Origin of the sequence: Dictyobacter alpinus, assembly GCF_003967575.1 — a bacterium.
In the GTDB taxonomy this organism is placed as follows: domain Bacteria; phylum Chloroflexota; class Ktedonobacteria; order Ktedonobacterales; family Ktedonobacteraceae; genus Dictyobacter; species Dictyobacter alpinus.
This window is the reverse complement of record NZ_BIFT01000002.1, coordinates 2,601,574-2,623,799: the sequence shown is the minus strand read 5'-3', so window position 1 is coordinate 2,623,799 and position 22,226 is coordinate 2,601,574. Positions and strand designations below refer to the sequence as shown.

Genomic DNA, 22,226 nt, shown 5'->3' with positions numbered 1-22,226 from the left:
TATATTCCCTGCAACCTCAGTATAGCATGATTTTAATAGTATTTCTTACATGTCCCTATACACCTATACATTCTGGCGTGATGTAGAGCTTGACATGCCGCTTTTGCTATGCGCTCATTCTCCTATGATGACGATTAATAGTACTGCTCAATAGATTATTCCTGTAGAGTAAGCCATTTAGTCCAGTTTGAAGATAGCCAATCATGCGCATGATAGTTGATTTGAACCGCTATCAAAGCTATAGGCACGGAGGAGATCATGTCCGTCTCACAATCAAACTTACTGGATCAGGTCCTTGATTATGCTAATCGTGCAAATCCTTATCCCATCTACGCGAAGATGCGTGAAAATCCAATTCAACGGCAAGCTGATGGCCGTTATGTGGTCAGCTCATATGAGCTTGTAAAAAGCCTGGTCAATGATCCACGCATGAGCGTTGATATGCGCAAAAGTAATGAACCAACCATTCGGGTTGAGCAAGAGGAGCCAGGATTTGTCTTCCAGGATCCTCCCCGGCACGATTGGCTCCGTCATCAGGTTATCAGCAGGTTCACACCTGAGCTGATCAGCAGCCTGCGTCCACGGCTAGAGGAGATCGTCAAAGGGCTACTTGACGCCCAGCGTGGGCAGAACCAGATAGACATTGTGGATAATTTTGCCTATCCGTTGCCCGTCACAGCCATCTGTGAGCTGCTTGGCGTGCCACGCGAGGATGAGGCGCAATTCCACATCTGGTCCACCATGATCATTAAAGGCAGCAACCTGGGTAGAGATAAAGACGCTGTCAAGGAGGCTCAGCAAGGGCGAGATCTCTTAAACAACTATATGGGTCGGCTCATCGACACGATCCAACAGCAGCCACGGCCAGGGCTCCTCTCGGCGATGATTCATGATAACACCATAGAGAAACGTATGAACCGGACCGAGTTGGTGACCACTGCCACGCTCCTGCTGATCGCTGGACATGAGACGACCGTCAACCTGATCACCAATAGTACCTTGACCCTCCTGCGCCATCCCGAAGCGTTTGAGCGCTTACGCCGTCATCCGGCCATCATCGCTAACATGATCGAAGAGGTCCTGCGCTATGAGCCGCCTGTCCAATTCACTATGCGCAACGCCCTCACGGACCTGAGCATCAAAGGCGTCAAGATCCCACAAGGATCAATTGTCATGCTTATGAACGCCGCCGCCAACCGTGATCCAGCCCACTTCAAGGAGCCAGATCGCTTTGATCCGGAGCGACCCGCTATCGAACATTTTAGCTTTGGGGGTGGCATCCACTACTGCGTCGGCGCGCCACTGGCCCGATTGGAGGCCGATATTGCCCTGACTGCCCTGGCTCGCCGCCTGAAAAATCCGCGCCTGGTACAAGATCCACCACCATATCGTGAAAGCCCCACCCTGCGCGGCCCCCGCCACCTGCTCGTCAGCTTTGAGCGTATAGAAGATTAGTCGCGCCACTAACAAGCAAGCATAAAGACACATTTATGCTTGCTTATCACGCAGATCCGAGAGCGGCAGACCAGTACGGGCTACGATTATTTCACTAAGCGCCTGCAACTGCTGATGATATTCAGTCACGGCCTCCGCCGAATCTTGCCGTACATCCTCAAGTCGCTGCACCGCGTACCAGCGCAGAATATCGGTAGCACTGGATAACTCATAAGTAATAGCTCTGCCTGACCGTTTCTGTCCATAGATCTCATAGATAGCAAACAATTCTGCCTCATGCCAGGGAATCAGTGTTTTGCCTATCCTCACACCCTGTTCCGTGACAAATATCTTTGTCCCTCCCTGTCGGGCACTGATACTCCTGATTACAACAATTAAGATGCCAATGAAAAGGGCAAGCGCCACAAAACTTACCAGGAAGCCCTGCCAGCGAACCAACCAGAACTCGAGAAAACGGCTGAATGTCCAGGAAAAGCCAGTAAAATACACAAATACTAGCAGCAGTATCAAACCATAGCGACGTGGGAGAACTCTCTTCACTGATGGATGACTAATGGTAAAAGGTAATGGCAAGGCAGTTGGGTTTGCCACTGGTTGCTCGGCAGCATACCATAAATCCCCTCTCATCCCAGCCGCGATACGACGCAGTTCAATCCAGCGCCAGTAGAATAATAGTGATCTATTTGAGACGTATGTAAAAGGAAAAAATAAGACTATAAATATGTATGCGCCTCCAGTATCTAAGAACTTTATTAAGTTATCCATAGAAAAAGGTATGGTTATAAATGCAAGCACAAAAACAACAACGATGAAGGCGTACATCCACATAACTACAGCAGACATAATTTTTTGCGCTCGATACGTTTCAATCAGTGGATTCCTGCGTAATTTCCTGGCATAAGATGGTAGCATTATTTTCTCCCGGAATTAGATTGCATCAGCCATACAGACCTGGATCAATACCAGATTTATACACATAATTTCAGTAAATAATCATACATGGCTATTCATATATAAATACGCAATAGATACAAATAAAATAGACAAAGCAAGCTTGACCGACACTAAATTTTTTTAATTAATGCTACACACAAGTTTCTAATACTACCTTTTCAAATATCATCTTCTTAATTAACTCCATACACAATTTTCCACTTAAAAACAAATGGGCACCGCAGGTACAAGCTATCAAAATAAACTCTATACATAGCGTTAATCATATTTTACTCAGGCTAACATGCCTCCGTTTTTCTGCTACTTGAATAATAACATGAAGCATGCTATATTTGTGTTTATATATTTATACACTGGCTATTGTTCTTTTATCTGATGATGGTGAATAGCTATTATGTCTGAAGATCTAAATAAAGCAATTTCAGCTTTACTTGAAGCGCTCAAGTTTAGTCCCACCATACGTTTACGGCGGCATGTGGCTGAATTATTAATGCAGGCACAACGTTATCAGGAAGCGGAAACACAGTGGCAGGAAATTTATCGGCAGACCGAAGATCCTGAATGTCTGGTCCAATTAGGGATGGCATATTATCGGACTCAGAACTTCGCCGAGGCAAAAAAAGTCCTTCTTGAGGCAATAACCCATGCAATCAACGCCGAGACTATCTTGCTCCTCTCAAAGGTTTGCTATGAGCTGGGTGATTATCAGCAAGCCGGCCAATATTATGAGCAAGCCATCAAGCAAGATAGCGAGCTCGCTGATGTTGATTATCAGCGCATACTCCTGTCCAATGGTGCTCAGTTACTGGCCACTGTAACACTTGGCGGTACTCATGAAGTGGACGATTATGTAGACAATGATCTGGTCGAGCGGCCAGGAGTGGCGTTTAAGGATGTTGGTGGAATGGATGTCCTAAAAGAGCAGATCAAGATGAATATCATCTACCCTTTTCAGCAACCAGAGCTCTTTCAATCCTTTGGCCGCAAAGTTGGCGGTGGACTACTGCTATATGGCCCCCCGGGATGTGGCAAGACCTTTCTGGCACGTGCCACAGCTGGAGAGTGTCAGGCCCATTTTATTATTATCTCAATCCACGATGTACTGGATATGTATATTGGCAATAGCGAAAAGAATCTCCATAATATATTTGAGTTAGCACGCCGAAAAAAACCTGCGATTATTTTTATTGATGAATTAGATGCTCTAGGCGGTAGTCGTCAACAAATGCACCTACATCACGGTCGTATGCTAACCAACCAATTATTGACTGAACTCGATGGAATTGATTCCGACAATAGCCAGATACTGGTGTTAGGCGCTACAAATAGTCCATGGTTTGTAGATGCCTCGCTACGCCGGCCGGGTAGATTTGATCGAGTTCTCTTTGTTCCACCCCCTGATCTAGCAGGTAGAATCCAGATCTTACAACTTCATCTACAAGGCAAGCCAATTGAAAACATTGATTATACCCGCATTGCAAAACTGATGGAGAAGTTTTCTGGTGCCGATATCCAGGCAGTCTGTACCGCAGCCGCGGATACCGTGATTGCCCAGGTTATGAAATCCGGCAAGATGCGTCCAATCCGTACTGAAGATCTACTCAATGCATTAAAAAAGATCAAACCATCCACATTAGAATGGCTCTCTATTGCTAAAAATTATGCAACCTATAGCAATGTGGCCAATGCTTATGATGACATTCTCGACTATTTAAAGAAGAAGTAAGGACATATCACATGGGAAACCGCTTTATTGATCTGGCTGCCATTAAGGATGAAATGAGTAAAGCTGAGTATGCGATCAGTGTAAGAAAATATCCACTGGCCCTGGAAATTTTGCATCGTGCACTGGAAACACATCCTGGCAATAGCGTCGCACTACAAGCGATTGGGCGTGTCTATCTAATACAGAATAATGTTCCTGCGGCCAGAGAAGCCACGCTAGCAGCCCTCGCACAAGATCCAGAGTTTCCTGGCGCCCATGATTGTTACGGAATGATCTGCCAATACCAAAAGGATTATGATCAGGCAGAACAGGCTTTCCGCCGGGCAATTGAACTCAAGCCTGAATATAGTAACGCGCATTATAATTACAGCGATTTTCTTTTGCTGATCCGCAAGGATACAGTTAAAGCGAAGGAACATTGTCTGAAGGCTATCGAAATAGAGCCTACGGCGCCGCGTTTCTATAAAGTACTGGCACGAATCTATATAGCTGAAAATAATTTGCAACAGGCCGAAGATGCTTATCTGCAGGGACTCAGTCTGGATCCAGAGAGTGTTTCTTTACATACCAGTTATGGAGCGTTTCTGCTCAATAACAAACATGATCCGAAAGCTGCTTTTGAGCACTTCCGCATCGCACTGATGCGCAATCCAGCCGATGCTGTCACGAGAAATAATTTCTTTAAAGCGCTCAAAGCTAAAAATCGCTTCTACTGGCTCTTCTGGCAATATGCCTCCCTGCGTCGTAAGTTGGGAGCCGGTGTCTCTCTGATATTTATAGCAAGCATCGTAGCAAGAGTAGCCTGGAACGCGACGATCGATAATCCCACTTTGCATCCAATAGTTTTTGTCGTAGTCTTCCTGTATTTGTTGTTCTTCTTGTACGTCCTGACGGTGAATCCGATTTTTAATTTCTTGATTAAAAGAGGTATGATTAAATAGACACATATACCCCATCATAGAAGATGTGAATCATAGGAAATATACTGTACAAACAATGGAAGATGGTAAATGCCGTCTTCCATTGTTTGTGTTTTTGATATAGAGACATACGCAATAGTCGTAAACACGTCCACATATGGATGAGGGTGATTGGATTGAAGCCCGTTCGCTAATGGTAGTACAATAGTGGCAGTAGTCGTTGTCACTATTTCTTTTCTAGAAGGTCAGTCTATAATGAGTATTAATATGCCAATTCGCTTAACCGCTCTGGCCAGTAGTGCCGGTTGTGCCGCTAAAATGGGGCCTCAGAATCTGGCCCAGGTTGTCAGCCCGCTAAAAAATGTGGGGGTGCCACAGGACCTGCTGGTTGGATTGGACGCGATCGATGATGCAGCCGTTTATCGCTTGAATGCGGAGCAGGCAGTAATCAGTACAGCGGACTTCTTTCCGCCTGTTGTGGATGATCCTTATAGCTATGGGGCAATCGCGGCGGCTAACGCGGTCAGCGATATCTATGCTATGGGCGGCAAGGTCCTGATGGCAATCAATCTGGTAGCCTGGCCCGATGATCTGGATCCGGCTATTCTGCGTGAGGTTCTACGGGGTGGATCTGATATCGTTGCGCAGGCGGGTGGCGCCATCGCAGGGGGACACACCATCATTGATAGTGAGCCCAAATACGGCCTATCGGTAACTGGCATGGTCCATCCAGAGCATATCCTGACCAAAGGCGGTGCTCAACCCGGCGATATCTTAATCCTGAGCAAGCCACTGGGCACAGGACTCCTGACGACCGCGCAGAAACGCGACAAGGTGACAGAAGAGGATATCCAGGCCGCGATTGCTTCAATGACACGCCTGAATCTTAAAGCCAGCGAAGCTCTGGTAGCGGCTGGAAAAGGTGTGCACGCCGCTACTGATGTAACCGGCTTTGGGATTATGGGACATGCCCGTGAGATGGCGCTACAGAGCCTGACCAACATGCGCTTTGATCTGGCCTCATTCCCCCTATTGCAGAATGCCCGTCACTACGCCAAACTCGGCTGTATCCCAGGTGGAGCCCAACGCAACAAGACCTTTTTGGAGTCCCATGTCAGTATCGCCGCTGGCATCGATCCCATAGACCAGGCCATCCTCTGGGATCCCCAGACATCCGGTGGACTCTTTGCCGCCGTCGATCAGGAAACCTGGTCCCAGCTCTCCAAACTCGCATCAGACGTTCCCTTCTGGCGTATCGGCCAGGTTACCGACAAAGTCGCCACCGAAAACGAGGTTCTCCTTTCAGTCCAGTAAGAAATTCTCGCCCACAAAAAAGCGGAAGAAAATTGGTCCTGATTTTCTTCCGCTTTTTTGCATCCTCATGGCATATCTTTAATTGCGACCGCAAAATTTGCTGAAGGGTAGCGCCAAAGCTTATCTTTAGTACTAAATTATAGGAACGTAAAGGCGTTTTTGTTATAATGCTTTTCAGGCGTATCTCTATAATTTAATGCAAATTTTGAAATACAGGCTTATATTACAATATATTCATCTGGCATATGGAGGTGGGGAATACATGGCAACAAATATTGAAGGTACGACCGATCCTCAAGTAGCTACAACTGAGACTGAGAAGGAAACACATAGCAGCACACGATCGCGATTGTCCGGCCAGGGTTTTATCACGTTGCTCATAAGTATCGGCCTGGCATGCGCCACCCTGCTACCGCGTTTGCTCCTGGCATGGCAACTTGATGAAGTCACCGATGAAATTGTCTATTTATCCGGTGGCAAAGTGTATCTGCCATTGATTGCGCACGCCGATATTGCCTCTAAGCAGTGGTTGGTCAATCACGAACATCCACCATTGGTCAAAATTCTCATTGGGACATCAATAGCTTTAAATAATCTTATGGGTCATCCCCTTGGTGAACTCATGGCTGGACGCCTGCCAAGTGTAGTCATGGGCACGCTGCTGGTTCTGGGTATATACTGGTTAGGACGCTCTCCGTTTGGCACAAAGATCGCACTGCTTGCGGCCCTTGCCCTGGCCATCAGCCCCTGGTTAGTCTACTTCAGTGCCCTGGCCTATCTGGACATGACCATGACGTCATTTATTACGCTAGCCTCTCTACTCCTCTGGCACGCGATAAAGCGCCCCTGGCTCTATCCAGTGGTCACCTTCCTGGTAGGACTGGGAGCCGCCAGTAAATATCCCGCGGTACTGGTTATTCCCGCTATCGCACTCTTCGTGGCATATTACTACTTCTTGCTGCGTCCAATGCTACCAGTCGAGCAACGCCCACCATTACCATGGCGCTGGTGGACCATAGCCTTTCTAGTTGCGCCACTCAGCTTCCTACTGGCCGACCCTGCCATCTGGCCACACCCCCTTAGCCGCCTCTTGAGTAGTTTTGCCTTTGAAGCCACCCACTCAAAAAACGGGCACCTCGTCTTTCTGGCCAACCAGATTCTGACCCATGTACCAGTCTGGACCAGTGGCTATACACTTTTTATAAAGATGAGTAGCCTTTTAACCATTCCAGCCGCGCTGTTTAGTGTATTCACGCTGCTTAAAATAGTGCGCTTCCATCTCCATAAATCTCACCCGGATCCCATACAGATTGGCCAACAGGCTTACCTGCTGATCTGGCTCTTTGCTATGCTGGCAATGTTCAGCCTGCTCAATATCGCCGTTGGCACACACTACTATCTGCCTCTCGCACCACCCGTGGCCATCGCCGGCGTCTCTGGTTTAGCAGTATTGCTTCACACCATCGCCAACTTCATCTGGAAAAAATCTACACACAAACAAGAAATCCTGGCCACTACAAACAGTAAACAAGCAAACATAGCCAACAAGCTGCCAGGCATACAACTTCAGCTGCTGCTTCCGGCCCTGCTCCTCGCCATCCTGGCAATTGGTCCACATTTGATCGGTTTGAGCACCGTATATGCCGCTGAAGGCTATACCTCTGAGCTCTTCCAGAATAATGAGAACCAGCGCTTACAGGTGGCCTATCCTGGCTATCGTGAAGCTCTGCAATGGTTGGCCTCCAAGACACAGGAACATGCGAAAGTCGGGCTGGTCGGAAACAGTATTAACGGATGGTTACCCTATAATCCAGCATTAGTACAACACTTCCAACTATCACAAATCGATGTCACCGATCCAAAATTCGAGTACACGCCCAAGAGTTTTCAGGGCTACAGCTATCTTGTCTGGCCAACCCATCTCAAACAACGTGGTTATCCATGGCCAGCAGGATATCATTCCATCTATCGTGTTACAGGCGGCAAGACTATCTATTGCGAGATCCTGAAAACATAATATTATCTGTGGAGAGTGCATGTATAAATAAACGTAATGCTGGATTATGCTTATTTATACATGTTCGATGGGGCAACCAATTGGGGGACAAGCCCCAAATCTACGGGGGATGGTTATGCAAGCTCGCGGCGTATGACGGGCGCGACTTTGGTGCCGAATAGCTCGATGGAATGGAGAATTTCACGATGAGGCATCGCACCCACACTCATCTGCATCAGGAAGCGTTGGTGGTGGAAAATCTCGTGCTGGAAAAGAATCTTTTCGATGACTTCTTCCGGACTTCCAACCAGGAGCGCACCCTGGAGAGTGGTTGAGGCATCATATTGGCGGCGACCAGATGGCGGCCAGCCACGCTCGCGGCCAAGCATGTTCATCATGGCCATATAATATGCAGCATGCTCATCTCGCGCCACTTGCGCTGTGTCCGCGATGTAGCCATGCGAGTTAATACTCACGGGTAACGCCGACACGTCATGTCCACTGCGTTGCGCCGCATCACGGTAAATCTTGACCAATGGAGCAAAGCGCGCCGGTTGTCCACCAATAATAGCCAGGGCCAGAGGCAGACCAAGCGTGCCGGCACGTACCATTGAAGCTGGCGTGCCACCGGCCGCAACCCAGATTGGTAATGGATTCTGTATAGGGCGAGGATACACGCCCAGGTCATCCATAGCAGGACGGTGCTTACCAGACCAGGTAACGCGCTCACTCTCACGTAGACGTAGCAGGAGTTCTAGCTTCTCAGAGAATAGCTCTTCATAATCATCAAGATCATAGCCAAAAAGCGGAAAGGATTCGATAAATGAGCCGCGACCAGCCATGATCTCAGCACGTCCGCCAGAAAGGAGATCGAGGGTAGAAAAGTTCTGAAACACGCGCACCGGATCATCCGAACTCAAGACGGTGACGGCGCTTGTCAGGCGAATATTGCGTGTGCGCTCGGCAGCCGCGGCCAATACCACTGCCGGAGCAGAAACAGAGTACTGGGGACGATGATGTTCACCAACGCCAAACACATCCAGACCAACCTGATCGGCCAGTTCAATCTCTTCAATAAGATCACGCAGACGCTGGGCGGGACTAATCATCTCCCCGGTCTCAGGAGAGGGCATCGTATCTGCGAATGTATATAAACCAAGTTCCATCATGAATTCCTTGTAAGGCGATGCGTGATCAAAGCGCGCAAAGTCCTGATTGTATCAACACTGACAGGTAGCATGGCCACCTGTCGCTAACAATTTGTATGTTACTTATATTATTATTGTACATTTAAAGAGCGACATCCGTCAAGCTCGCAGTATCCAGCAAGCAAACAGACGGGCGATGATGGCTTGACTGGTCGCACTATGTATCTTTAGGTGTGGACGCTTCAGGTTCGCCCCAGCCACCACCGCCGGGAGAGGCGATGGAGAGGCGATCGCCGGGAGCTGCGCGAAAGTGGATTTTACCGGGCAGGATGCGCTCTTGGTCATCGTGAATCAAGCGATTTTCACCACACGTGCCTGGCTCGCCCCCCTGGAGTCCATAGGGAGCAAAACGACGGCGCTCGCTGAGCAGGGTTACGTCGGTTGGTACTTCAAAAGTAATCTCACGGATCAGGCCGTCGCCGCCACGGTGCAGGCCGTTGCCACCTGAATTGTCGCGCAGTTGATAACGGCTGATACGCATCGGGTAGGCATACTCGAAGGCTTCAATCGGGGTATTGAGCGTGTTACTCATGTGTACATGGACGCCAGATAAACCATTCTGATCAGGGCCCGCGCCCATGCCACCTCCCATGGTTTCATAATAGGCGAAGGGCTGCTGGCTCCGGGGATCGATGCCGCCGGCGGTAATATTGTTCATGGTCCCCTGACTGGCAGCGGGGATCAGCTGCGGTAGCGCCTGGGCTAGAGCACCAAAGATGGTATCGGTGATACGTTGCGAGGTCTCGACGTTCCCTTGCGCCACGCCAGCTGGTGGACGCGCATTTACCACAGTGCCAGCGGGTGCAATCACCTTTACCGGCATAAAAGTACCGTGATTCATTGGTGCATCCTCGGGTAACAAACAACGAACCACATAATAAGCAGCCGAGCGAGCAACCGCAGCCACAGTATTGACATTGCCACGCACCTGAGAACTACTGCCGGTAAAATCTATGGTCAGCTCGCTTCCCTGCACCGTCACCTGGACCGCTATCTTGATAGCCTCAGCCCCCATCCCGTCGTCATCCAGATAATCCTCAAAGATATATGAGCCATCAGGAATCTGCTCGATGCAGGCACGGGTGATACGCTGAGCATAGGCGATCAGGGCCTCAATATGCTCCTCCATGATCGGTAAGGTCCAGCGCTCGACCAGTTCCTGCATACGTCGCATAGCGGTGCGATTCGCGGCCACCTGGGCAGTGAGATCGCCACGCCGCTCATCAGGTGTGCGCACATTACGCAGCAAGAGCGTAAACAGAGCTTGATTAAGCTGACCAGCATCCCACAGCTTGACCGGAGGAATAATCATCCCTTCCTGATAAATCTCGCTGGCCAGCGGCATTGAGCCCGCCGACATACCACCTACATCCGAGTGGTGAGCCCGATTAGCAGCAAAACCAATCAGGCGTGGCTCACCAGCAGGCTCAACAAAGATCGGCGCAATCAATGTAATATCAGGGAGGTGTGAGCCGCCGAGAAAAGGATCATTGAGAGCGATAAGATCGCCAGGAGCAAAACTAGCAAAACTGGATAGGGCCGCCGCCACTGAATCCGGCATCGCACCCAGATGTACAGGAATATGCGCAGCCTGAGCTATCAAGCGGCCCTGCACATCAAAGAGTGCACAGGAGAAGTCGCGCCGCTCTTTGATGTTGGGTGAATAACTACTCAGCATCAGGACCGTTCCCATTTCTTCCGCCAATGCCGCCAGGGCACTGCGCAAAATCTCCAGGCTAATTGGCGTTACATGTGTATTCTCGCCCATGCCTCTATTGCTCCTCTCTACGCTCAAGGATTATATTTCCAATCTCATCAACATAGCCATGCCAATCAGGCGGGAGAACGGTTGTAGTATCATACTGCACAATAATGGCCGGGCCCGCTAAGAGCGTTCCAACATATAAAGAAGAGCGTTCATAGACAGGCGTGTCATGCGCTACCAGCGCTCCCATTGCGTCCGCAAAGATCACGCGACGCTGACTCAATGGTATGGCTACCACCCCTGCCTTTGACTGCTGCCGTTGCTGCTCGGGCGTATGTGTCAGGCCACGCGCTTTTAGCCGTACATTTACTACCTGCACCTGCTCGTCAGGATCATTATAGCCAAAGCGCTGCTCATGGGCCAGATGAAAATCCTTAGCTGCCTGCTCAACCTTTTGTATAAAAGGTATCCGTAGCTCATAGGATTGTCCAGCATAGCGCAGGTCCAGATAACGCTCGATGCGCACATCCTCAACTGCAATTCCTTCATGCGCCAGATCCTGCCATCCCTGTTGTTCCAGCTCTTGAAGGACCGTCGTGACTACTTCCTGGGCGTGCTCGGCTGGCAGCATGATGGTACGTACGTAGTCCTTAAGCGTATCCGCGACCAGGGTGCCGAGGGCTGATAGTACGCCTGGTACAGTAGGAACCAGTACCTTGGGGATACGTAGGGCGGCGGCCAGTTCACAGGCGTGCAGGGGACCGGCTCCCCCAAAAGCAACCAGGATAAAGTTGCGGGGATCACAACCGCGCTCCACCGAGATCACACGTATCGCAGCCTCCATATTAGCGTTAACGACACGGATAATACCCAGCGCAGCCTCTTCCAATGAGATCCGCAAACGGCTCGCGATAGCCTGAACGGCTGTGTGGGCCGCCTGGAGATCCAGTGTCATTGAGCCGCCAAGAAAGGCATCAGGAAGCAGGCGACCCAGCACCACATTGGCGTCGGTAACCGTAGCCTCGCGTCCACCACGTCCATACGCAGCAGGACCAGGACTGGATCCAGCCGATTGAGGTCCAACGCGCAGGGCCCCACCCAGGTCGAACCAGGCGATACTCCCACCACCGGCACCTACGGTATGGATATCTATCATTGGCAGTTTGCTAGGATAACCGCCTACCATTCCATTAGTCGTCTCTGTAGCCGCTCCATTGATCAGCGCAACATCGGTCGAGGTACCGCCGATATCAAAAGAGATCGCCTGCTCAAAACCGGAAGCCTGGGCCACATAGACCGCGCCCACCACACCGGCGGCTGGTCCTGACAGTAAAGTGCGGGCCGCTTCACTACGTGCGGTCACACTGGAGATCGAGCCGCCATTGGATTGCATGATGCGTAGAGTGGTCTGCTCCGGCAACCCCTGCTCCAAACTCTGTAGATAACGCGCCACAAGGGGACCGATATAGGCATTAAGGACCGTCGTACTGGTCCGTTCATACTCACGAAACTCGGGCAGGATACGCGAGGAAACCGAGATGGAGAAACCAGCCTGCTGAGCCTGTTCGGCCACATACTGCTCATGAACAGGATTGGCAAAGCTAAAGAGCAACGAGATCGCAACGGACTCTACACCGGCTGCCTGCAAGCTTACCAGAGCCGCCGTTAGCGAGTCCTCATTCAACTCCACCACAACTTCTCCACGCTCATTCAACCGCTCAAGCACCTCCACACGCCGCTCCCGTGGCACAAGAGGAGGAATTTTCTGTGCCTGCAAGCTATACAACTCCGGACGTGCCTGTCGACCAATCTCTAAAATGTCACGAAAGCCGGCCGTAGTAATCAGGCCCGTAGCCACTCCTTTATGCTCCAGAACTGCATTTGTCGCTACAGTTGACCCATGCACCATTACATCTATAGTATCCAAAATTTCTAGATCATCCAAAGCCTGAAGAATCGCCTGGGATGGGTCTTCTGGCGTTGAAAGAACTTTATGCACCTTGAAGATACCATCTTGAAACAAGACAATATCGGTAAATGTCCCCCCGGTATCAACTCCCACCAGGACATGTGTCATAGTCAAATCTCCTTCAGACAACAATCATTGAGACAAGGTTAACAAAAAAGGGTAGTCAATCCAACAGGATACATACCATTTATACCTGAAAGCATAAAAACGGAAGATATTTAATAGGACATTAATCTCTAACTGTTAGTATTCAAATATCGAGTAGATCTTTCTCACGTGATACTCTTAAGTTCTTAATAGATGTAAAAAAATTTTCAATGCTAAAATATATTATAGTGGACTAAATGGATAAGAAGACTCTCCATGTCCATGTTACGGATAGTTACCTGTATAAGGAGAAAATAGTTATGGTCGTAGCAGACTTTTATACAAATGGAGAATATCTACAGAAAAATCCTGACTGGCATGAAGATGCGGCGCCCTGGAAAGCAGAGAGCGTTCTAGAGATAATGCAGCGGAACGTGTTGCTACCACATACAACCTGTGAGATCGGTTGTGGATCCGGGGGCATACTACAGATTATGCAAAAAAGCTTACCATCTGATTGTACATTTGAAGGTTATGATATCGCGCCACAAGCTATTGCGATGGCCAAAACACGCGAGAACCAACGCCTACACTTCCATCTAGGCGATTTCTTCGCCGAAAAGGAACTTCCCCACTTTGATCTCATCCTTTTCATCGATGTATTGGAACATTTCGAGAACTGCTTCCAAATTTTACGTGATGCCCATCCTAAAAGCACCTATAAGATTTTCCAATTACCCCTCGACATCTCAGCCAGGTCTGTTCTAAGGAACGAACTAATCGACTATCGCCATGCCACCGGCCACCTGCATTTCTTCACAAAGGATATCGCGCTGGAGATCCTACGCGATGCGGGCTATGAGGTCGTTGATTATTACTATAGCCTGCAACCCCTGGACCCAGAACCCTGGGGCAAAGTCAAAAGTCCAGTCAAAGCCCTCTACAAGCTGATTCGCCTTGGCAAAAGAGCCTTTGTACGCCTGCCCTCGCAACTCTGCTACGCCGTTAAACCTGACCTCGCCGTACGTATGTTTGGAGGTTGGCGTCTGGTAGTACTCGTCAAATAATACCACCAATCGCTTTTCACTATCACCATTTTCATAGATCAACAAAATCTTAAAGTCTTATTGTGCAGTGATTAAATATTAATATATAAATGGGGACCTATCAATTATTGATGATGGGTCCCCATTTATATATATCTGAATGACAATGAAGGCGCTCCCCCCCAATCGCCTGCGTTTTGTACTGGATCAAACAGCCTCTTACCCTGGAAAAGAAAAACGAGCAACGCGAATGTGAACTGCAAATAAACGATTACCAAATATATGCTGAGTCTTGCCAAACATAGGAGAAGTATTATATAAACAATCGAAGGTACACTTCTAAGCAGCACAAGCTTTCGACAAAACATATCAGTAAGCTCAAGGAGGATACCTTTATGACAAAGCTAGTTCACCCTTTAGCAGCACAGGATGTAGCTTTTTATAAGGAAAATGGCTACCTGCTCTATCATAATCAATTATTCGCGGCAGACAAGTTTACCCACTTACAGAATATCTTTGAGGAACATTTAGCGGATAAAGGTGAGAAGCTTTCCGACGAACTGGATACCCCTCATTTTCGCGATCCGCGCCTGCTGGATTTCTTGTTGAGCGATGAGGTATTGGACCTGATTGAACCAATTCTGGGACCAAATATCTTTTTGTGGTCGAGCCATTTTATCTGCAAGGATCCTTATATTGGTCGCGCGACGCCCTGGCATGAGGATTCTGCATTCTGGAATGGACGAGTCGATACATACGAGAAGATCCTTACCGTATGGCTGGCCCTGGATCGCAGTACACGCGATAATGGCTGCATGCAGGTGATTCCAGGCACACATATCAATGGTTTTTCAGCATATGAGGACATCGATACGACCACCAATACATTTGCCAGTCAGATAAAAGATGTGGATGTAACTAAAGCTGTACCGTTCGAGTTAGAACCCGGTGAGTCCTCACTGCATGATTCACGTATTATGCATGGAGCGGACGCGAACACCAGCCAGTATCGACGTTGCGGCTATACTATGCGTTATATGTCAGCCGACACACGACTTATCCCTGACAGGAACGCAGGCCATAAGATCTGGTTGGCACGTGGCCAGGATCTGGCCGGAAATACATATGTGAATGCCTGATTGAAAGGACGAGGAGGTCCCTTACCCGGATCTCCTCACAGAAATAGAGGATGCGCCATACCGCACTTAAACGCCTGAGTAGTAGCGATTTTTTACAGGCGGAGCTTCCATTAAAAATCTATCGTCATTCACTGCGGGAACATGTAGAAGTTCACTGGCATGAATTCTACGAAATGGGGCTTATCCTTTCTGGAGAGGGTCAGCATATCCTCAATGGTCATACATATCCAGTACAACGGGGCAGCTGCTTTTTGCTATCGCCAGCCGATTTTCACGCGCTTACACCCGCTGGAAGTGAACCGCTAGAACTATTTGATGTCGTCTTTCATACCGATATAGTCGATGAGGAGATATATCATCTGCTCTTCCATACGCTGAAAAATTATCAGTTACACTTCACACATACTGAATGGGAGATCATCGAACAAGAATTTCAACGCCTGTATATGGAATCACATATACAGCAGGTTGGGAGCAAACACATTATAATTGGATCGCTGGAGCGCATCCTGATAGATCTATTGCGCAAAAGCCAGCAAGAAATTTCTAGCCAGCCAGACGCGAACCAGCAACAACGACTAACGCTGAGCCTGATCTATCTCCATCATCACTTTCGAGAACCACTCACCTTGAAGGAGGTCGCGACACAGGTACATCTTTCACCAGCCTATTTCAGCGAATACTTCCATCATACCTATGGCACCACCTTTCAACACTACCTCCAGGAGCTACGCCTGCGCTTCTCCATGTCCCTGCTCTCTAGTACCGCTCTGCCTGTAACCCACATTTGTGCCGCCTCTGGCTTTCAAAGCCTTTCCCATTTTGAACGCGCCTTCAAACAGAAATTTGGCCAGACCCCACGCCAGGCTCGCCACAATCAATCAGCGCATAAACCGATACATGAGTACTTCTATACCCCTGACGAAACGTTGCCATAAAAAACGTAATATATGTGGTAGAATATACATATGGAATAAAGCGAATAACTTTCAGGAGACGAGGGCGGGAGCAAAATAATTCATGCAAGATGAAGTACTTGCTAATTACCGCGTTGAGGCTAGAATTGGAAGTGGGGGCAATAGTCTTTTACGGCATGCTACCTCTCACGCTCCTTAGCCTCATCTATCGCTGGCAACAATCTCTCTGAGTCAGTGCCACCTATTCTTCGGGTTGGGCCCAGCTAGGGAGATCTGAGTGCTGTGCGTTCCGCTGATGAAGCTGTGTCATCGAGTTCGCGCGTCCCAAATAAGGGCTGTTCAACTCTGTCTGGAGCGACAGGACACGCTCGACCTGCACCCGGACCTCCGGTGGCAGCAGGTCATGTACAGCAACCAGGGTGTCAAAGAGCACGGCGTCTACAGCCTTCTTCTGCGCTTGCTCGTTCTCCGGATGGGCTTTCAGATGCTGTAAGCGCTCAACCGCTAGATTGAGCTTACGTAAGGCCTCCTGTTGAGCAATATCCACCGTTGGTTTTCGTCCATTCGTAGCCATCTTTACCGTCCTTCATCATCAATCTTCTTGCGAGAAAGTACTAAAATGATTGCCCAAAGAATACCAGAAAACACACAAAATAGCTATTTCCAACACGTGCAGACAGGAAAAACATACAGCAACTACAGCTTTCATGCATGAGAAAAGTACTTTTCCTACCAATTTTGAGCTTTTTCTGGTACAATCATCATGGATCTTCTCTTTCTTTTCAGGAAAATTATATCCACCTATAAGGAATTATAAAATACGCTTGTATAGCCAATCAGGAGTTATTTCATTTGAGTAGTAAAGAGCAGCTTTGTCCTCAATGCGGTACACAGATTCAACCGGGACAAAAGTTCTGTGGCCATTGTGGGATGCCTAGCGTGCAAGCAGCGCCAACAAATAGGATGAAGGCAGTTGTACAGCCAGTGGCAGCATCCGAATTTGTGCCACGGCCAGACGTCCCTATGTCCACGAGTACTCATGAAGAAACCTGGCAGCAACCACAAGATGGCGTAAAGTCCGCGGACCATCCCATCCCAATGACACCAATGCTACAGGAACGACCAGCCGGGAATCACCCCTTTCAGTCTGCTCCCCAGGCCATGCCATATCCACCCATGGGACAAATGCAGAATACGCCACGACCCTATCCTTCAATGGGCCAGGGACAAAATATGCCCCAGGCCTATCCGCCCATGGGTCCAGCCCAAAACGGAGCACAACCCTATATGGCTCCCCAGTACTATGGGCAGCCAATGCCGCCGATTGGCTATCCTGCTGCTCCAAAGAAGAAACACAGCATGCTCTTCATCCTGCTCGGAGTGGGTATAGCCATGCTGGTTATACTTTGCGCTAGTCTGGTCTTCATTGTGAATACATTGAGTAATCAAGGTAGTCAACAGGCTACAACCCCCAATTCCGATGGTCAGGTACAGGCAACGCCCACGGTTCAGCCGGCCGGCAAACCTGTACTGATCGATAATTTCGCGGACAATGGTAATAAATGGGATTTATTTCAGTCCGATGGGTATAGTGCCAATATACAGAATCATCAATTGATTATGACTGAGGCCAACGGCAAAAATTTTGTGGAGCACATTCCTAATGCCGAGCAAATCAGTGATTTCCAGATGGATATGACCTACACAAACTTACAAGCAGGCCAGCAAAGCTTTGCAGGGATCGTGTTCCGGCGCCAGAATGTGCCTGCCTCCATGGGCCTGCGGAGCTATGAATTGAAGTTTGCTGCCACCACCGGGCAATATATGATCAAGAAAGTCGTGGATCCACCAAAGAACCACGACCCCAATCAGACCAATGCAACCATTACACTGGCCTCGGGATTCCTGGATACTCCTCCCCCGGCCAACCAGCCGATTAAGATTAGCATGATCGTCAAAGGCACAAATATGACCTTCCTGGTCAATGGTGTCCAGGTAGCAACCTGCGATGATAACACTTCCACCAATCCCTATACGACCGGTGGTATTAATTTGATCCTGCAAAATAGCTCAAGCGGTACGCCGGCAAAGGTAGCATTCTCACATATTGCACTCTACTCATCAGAATCTAGTCCCGCTGCAGGACCAGGAATCTAATTTCATACTGTCTGCTTGCTTTTAGCATGATGTGGTAAAAACAAGCAGGCAAGTAAATAAGACTATACGGTTACAAGATATGCCCTTTATTCTCCTCTTGCTATTTCCATGAGGATATGCCAATATACAGGCAATATTGCATCAGGAGAATTTAAAATCATGACAAGTAATCGCTCTCCCAGGCGCTGGCAGCCAACCAGGTTGAATGCCAAACAACGGCTGCATACCCTCCTCCGTGAAAATCCAGCGCTCAGCCCCCAGGAACTTGCTCGTCTGGTTGGCTGTACACCCGCCTCCGCACGCATCTGGAAAGGAACATTTTTCGCCAAAAGCTATACGAACGATGCCGATGAAACACCTGCACAACCATAAAATCAATCCATGCGCATTCTTTAGGCATAGTCAATAGAGAAACTTGCCCTGGTCAATAACATCACATACAATGAAAGGATACATGTACAAATAATCAGGGAGACAAAATGGATTATAATTGGACAAACTGCTCCAAGGTCATAAAGGCTGAGGTTAACACACTGCTGCTAGAGTTTCCACGTTTACTGGATGATCATCTACTCGGAATCTATCTTTATGGATCATTGGCCTCCGGCGGCTTTAATCCTGAGCGCAGCAATATCAATTTGCTGGTCTTGACTGACCATCCGCTAGAGGATAAGGTCAGGCATCAGGTGGCGACACTGCTGCTGCGTATGTCACGGGTTCCTGCTCCGCTCGATTGCATCTTTGCAGTCAAACAAGAAACAGCGGAGGGATTATTGCCGATTACGCTTCATTATCATGAAAAAGTCCGTGAGGAATATCAACGAGCCCTGCGTAGCGACAATGAGCAGCCACCGAATGGGGCGACCAGTATCAGCAACGACCAACAGATCCTTGCATTCCAGGCTCTGCGTACCGATGGAATCTGCCTTTACGGCCAATCTATCGCCGACGCGATTCCTCAGCCTTCGGCTGTGGCCTTCCGAAACGCGTTAATCCATGAAATGCAAGCAGAACTAGAGCATCCCCTGCACGATCCTATCGCCTTTGTCTTAAACGGTTGCCGTGCAATGGCCTACCTTCGGAGTGGCAGCCTGCTTTCCAAGCGTGACGCCGCCATATGGGGACTCACACAACTACCTGAACAGTACCACTCGTTGATCCAACAGGCCCAGGCGCTCTACCAGGGAGAACGGCTGGGACGACCGGTCGGACGTGCCACACTCGATAACTTTGCTCAATTTCTACAGGAAACATTTCAGCAAGCGGCTTGAAAAGCCTAAAGATTATTTGTATCGCTACCTCACTGCTGAAACCTGGATACACAATCGATAGAACTTGTATAAGTACAGCTTAACGGTCTGCGAGATAGGGCAACGTTTTAGCAGCCGAGGTAGCAGTCGCACCGCAGCTTTTCCGCACTAGCAGGCTGATCGGTAGCTTTATTTGTCGATTACTAGAAAAGCGCTGTGAAATCAAGTTATGCAAAATATAGGCGCTCTGCCTTCCCAATTCATTGGCAGGTTGTACTATGGCCGTCAATGGCACACGTAACATGGCTCCGATACGGCTGCTCCCACCGCTACACACCAGCGCCAGCTCAGTTGGGACCGCCAAAGAAAGTTGCTCGGCTACATAGAGAACCTGAACCGCCACATAATCATTCATGGTTACCACGGCGGTTGGCCGCTCAGGCTGCTGTAAATAGGCATGCAAACCCTGGATGTCAGCCGAACAACAGGGTTCAATCATCGCATATTGATTATAGACAGGCGGGTATGCATGCTTTAGCGTCGATAAAATAAGGCTATCATCTACAGGTAACTGATGATCTTGTAGACATTGAAGGTAGCCAGCATAGCGCTCTCCACTACTTGTCACCATATAATCGATCGTCACAAAGCCAATCCTTTGATGTCCCAGCTTGATCAAGTGTTCCGTCGAGGCATAACCAGCCATAAAATCATCTGAAATAACATAACTACAATCAATTTCAGGCACATAACGGTCCTGCAACACAAAAGGAATATTTCGTTGTTGGAGCGTCTGTAGCATCGCAATACGGTCCTGATCCTGGGGAGAGGAAAAATAGTGTCCAGCACGTTTCTGCACACGGTGATCACAGGGATAGATAATCATACCTGCTACACCCTGACGTAAGAATTGCTCGATGTGATAGCGCTCCAGACCCCCATCTTCCTCTGAATACGCGAAACTTAAACCATAGCCAAAGGAGCGCGTCATAGATTCCACGCCCAGCACGATACTATCTAGAAAATCGGTACCAAGGTGAGGAATGACAATGCCAACGAAAGTTGTATGCCTGGGCATGCGAAACGCGGAAGGGGATAGCTCGACACTCTCTACTTCAACGTCAGGTTGGATATTTCCAGATTTTGCGGCAAAAGGCTCAGCAGCTTCAGCAACAAAGGTGCCCCGTGGTCGCTGGCGATAAAGCACACCTTCGCGGACAAGCGACTCTAACGCCTTGGTAATGGTCCCATGACTTACGCCAAACTGCCTGGCCAACTCTACTTCAGAGGATATTTTGGTATGAGCAACCAGACTTCGTTGCATTATATCCTGCTGGATACTTTGAGCAATTCGGCGATACAAGGGTAGCTGTGGCTCTTGTTCTTGCGCTGTACTCAAAGATTCTTCCTTGTCAATAGCTACAAATTAGCTCTTCCGTCTTGTATTATTCAGAGTATATACTATAGTGTATAGAAGCGTCAATATATAGACATTTCATATTAATTTCATGCTTATCTGCTGTCTATGATGGTGCATTACAAACTTCTCAGCTTCTAAGAGAAATAAAATATGATCAATAAGACAAATTACCAAAATCTACCCCTTTTCATCCTTGACATATTGACATACACTAGTGTAATATCTCATCTATAAACTAATGTATGCCGCTAGAAAACACCACTATAATTTTTTGATCATCCCATAATATCAGGAAGGAACAGCCGTTCTTGATTGGAGAAACCTGGATGCAAAAAAATTGGTATCTCTGGTCTATCATGATCTTGCTACTATTTATTCTATCTTCGTGCTCTAGTAGTATGGATATGGCTACTGTTGATCATGATATGGCTTCTACGGTGACAGTAGTGGCACAAAATCAGCCATCAAGGACGAGTTTCTCGTTTGCAGGTGCGCTAAAACAAAGGTACCAGATCACATCTGCGGCAACTATTTCTAAACTCCGACATGGTCATAAAGAATTTACCATCAATATTGTGGATGCACAGCGTTCATTGATCATTGTCTTCTACGGCTATAACGGCCCCGGAAATTATACGCTTACCAATCGATCTAATGGAGGAGATGTAAGGATTACGGTGGATCAACAGTACTGGGATCTCTCATTGATTGCCACTCTTCCCTGTTCACTGATGATTCGATCAGACCAGCCAACTATCACTCCAGGTGTGGATAGAATGCGTGGAAATTTTTCCTGCCTGTCGCTCCCTGCCGGGCATCTGAATAAATCGCGGCAACCCGTTGCTATTACTGACGGCCAGTTTGACATCTCGATCCTCGTCGAAAGTTGAAGAATAACAAGAAAGGAGGTAGAAGAAGGACAGACGCGTGAATTTTTACAGTAACTACTTAGCCATTTATACT

18 protein-coding genes are annotated in these 22,226 nt (G+C 48.4%); 12 read left to right on the top strand and 6 right to left on the bottom strand.

All coding sequences use genetic code 11. The features are described 5' to 3' along the window. Window positions 1–258: 258 nt before the first annotated feature. Complete coding sequence (locus EL633_RS32985; protein WP_126631455.1) at window positions 259–1,455, top strand: cytochrome P450; 1,197 nt, start codon at window positions 259–261, stop codon at window positions 1,453–1,455. A 33-nt stretch (window positions 1,456–1,488) separates the two neighbouring features. Here the strand turns inward: EL633_RS32985 and EL633_RS32980 are convergent, their stop codons facing one another. Then, window positions 1,489–2,046 (bottom strand): hypothetical protein, encoded by a 558-nt coding sequence (locus tag EL633_RS32980; RefSeq protein WP_126631454.1) that lies wholly within the window; start codon window positions 2,044–2,046, stop codon window positions 1,489–1,491. 757 nt (window positions 2,047–2,803) lie between these two features. On the opposite strand from EL633_RS32980, the gene EL633_RS32975 reads away from it, so the two are divergent. The 4 genes from EL633_RS32975 to EL633_RS32960 all read left to right on the top strand — a co-directional run bounded on the left by EL633_RS32975 (window position 2,804) and on the right by EL633_RS32960 (window position 8,386). Beyond that, on the top strand, window positions 2,804–4,135 hold the full coding sequence (locus EL633_RS32975) for an AAA family ATPase (protein ID WP_126631453.1): 1,332 nt from the start codon (window positions 2,804–2,806) through the stop codon (window positions 4,133–4,135). 11 nt (window positions 4,136–4,146) lie between these two features. Beyond that, on the top strand, window positions 4,147–5,076 hold the full coding sequence (locus EL633_RS32970; RefSeq protein WP_126631452.1) for a tetratricopeptide repeat protein: 930 nt from the start codon (window positions 4,147–4,149) through the stop codon (window positions 5,074–5,076). Window positions 5,077–5,310: 234 nt separating this feature from the next. After that, window positions 5,311–6,369, top strand: coding sequence for a selenide, water dikinase SelD (gene selD, locus EL633_RS32965; protein ID WP_126631451.1), 1,059 nt, complete (start codon window positions 5,311–5,313; stop codon window positions 6,367–6,369). A 262-nt stretch (window positions 6,370–6,631) separates the two neighbouring features. Continuing rightward, window positions 6,632–8,386 (top strand): glycosyltransferase family 39 protein, encoded by a 1,755-nt coding sequence (locus tag EL633_RS32960; protein ID WP_161982652.1) that lies wholly within the window; start codon window positions 6,632–6,634, stop codon window positions 8,384–8,386. A gap of 113 nt (window positions 8,387–8,499) precedes the next feature. On the opposite strand, the gene EL633_RS32955 is transcribed toward EL633_RS32960, so the two are convergent. The 3 genes from EL633_RS32955 to EL633_RS32945 form a co-directional block, all read right to left on the bottom strand. After that, entirely contained in the window at window positions 8,500–9,531 is a 1,032-nt protein-coding gene (locus tag EL633_RS32955; RefSeq protein WP_126631966.1) for an LLM class flavin-dependent oxidoreductase, read from the bottom strand. 199 nt (window positions 9,532–9,730) lie between these two features. Beyond that, window positions 9,731–11,341, bottom strand: coding sequence for a hydantoinase B/oxoprolinase family protein (locus EL633_RS32950; RefSeq protein WP_126631449.1), 1,611 nt, complete (start codon window positions 11,339–11,341; stop codon window positions 9,731–9,733). 4 nt (window positions 11,342–11,345) lie between these two features. Further along, window positions 11,346–13,355, bottom strand: a complete 2,010-nt coding sequence (locus tag EL633_RS32945; RefSeq protein ID WP_126631448.1) for a hydantoinase/oxoprolinase family protein — start codon at window positions 13,353–13,355, stop codon at window positions 11,346–11,348. A 299-nt stretch (window positions 13,356–13,654) separates the two neighbouring features. Between EL633_RS32945 and EL633_RS32940 the strand changes: the two genes are divergently transcribed. The 3 genes from EL633_RS32940 (at window position 13,655) to EL633_RS32930 (ending at window position 16,457) form a co-directional block, all read left to right on the top strand. Next, window positions 13,655–14,401, top strand: a complete 747-nt coding sequence (locus EL633_RS32940) for a class I SAM-dependent methyltransferase (protein ID WP_161982651.1) — start codon at window positions 13,655–13,657, stop codon at window positions 14,399–14,401. 374 nt (window positions 14,402–14,775) lie between these two features. Further along, window positions 14,776–15,519 (top strand): phytanoyl-CoA dioxygenase family protein, encoded by a 744-nt coding sequence (locus EL633_RS32935; protein ID WP_126631446.1) that lies wholly within the window; start codon window positions 14,776–14,778, stop codon window positions 15,517–15,519. A 50-nt stretch (window positions 15,520–15,569) separates the two neighbouring features. After that, window positions 15,570–16,457, top strand: coding sequence for a helix-turn-helix transcriptional regulator (locus EL633_RS32930; protein WP_126631445.1), 888 nt, complete (start codon window positions 15,570–15,572; stop codon window positions 16,455–16,457). 220 nt (window positions 16,458–16,677) lie between these two features. Here the strand turns inward: EL633_RS32930 and EL633_RS32925 are convergent, their stop codons facing one another. Further along, window positions 16,678–17,010, bottom strand: coding sequence for a hypothetical protein (locus tag EL633_RS32925; protein ID WP_126631444.1), 333 nt, complete (start codon window positions 17,008–17,010; stop codon window positions 16,678–16,680). A 278-nt stretch (window positions 17,011–17,288) separates the two neighbouring features. Here EL633_RS32925 and EL633_RS32920 point away from each other — a divergent pair, with 278 nt between their 5' ends. From EL633_RS32920 to EL633_RS32910, 3 genes are all read left to right on the top strand, one after another. After that, a complete protein-coding gene (locus EL633_RS32920) occupies window positions 17,289–18,593 on the top strand; it encodes a zinc ribbon domain-containing protein (protein WP_161982650.1) in 1,305 nt (434 codons plus the stop codon). Window positions 18,594–18,752: 159 nt separating this feature from the next. Then, on the top strand, window positions 18,753–18,965 hold the full coding sequence (locus EL633_RS32915) for a hypothetical protein (protein WP_126631442.1): 213 nt from the start codon (window positions 18,753–18,755) through the stop codon (window positions 18,963–18,965). A gap of 107 nt (window positions 18,966–19,072) precedes the next feature. Then, the gene (locus EL633_RS32910) at window positions 19,073–19,864 is read left to right on the top strand and encodes an aminoglycoside adenylyltransferase domain-containing protein (protein ID WP_126631441.1); all 792 of its coding nucleotides are present in this window, start codon (window positions 19,073–19,075) and stop codon (window positions 19,862–19,864) included. A gap of 79 nt (window positions 19,865–19,943) precedes the next feature. On the opposite strand, the gene EL633_RS32905 is transcribed toward EL633_RS32910, so the two are convergent. Continuing rightward, window positions 19,944–21,242, bottom strand: coding sequence for a GntR family transcriptional regulator (locus EL633_RS32905; RefSeq protein ID WP_126631440.1), 1,299 nt, complete (start codon window positions 21,240–21,242; stop codon window positions 19,944–19,946). Between the two features lie 425 nt (window positions 21,243–21,667). Here EL633_RS32905 and EL633_RS32900 point away from each other — a divergent pair, with 425 nt between their 5' ends. Then, window positions 21,668–22,153 (top strand): hypothetical protein, encoded by a 486-nt coding sequence (locus EL633_RS32900; RefSeq protein WP_126631439.1) that lies wholly within the window; start codon window positions 21,668–21,670, stop codon window positions 22,151–22,153. Window positions 22,154–22,226: the final 73 nt, after the last annotated feature.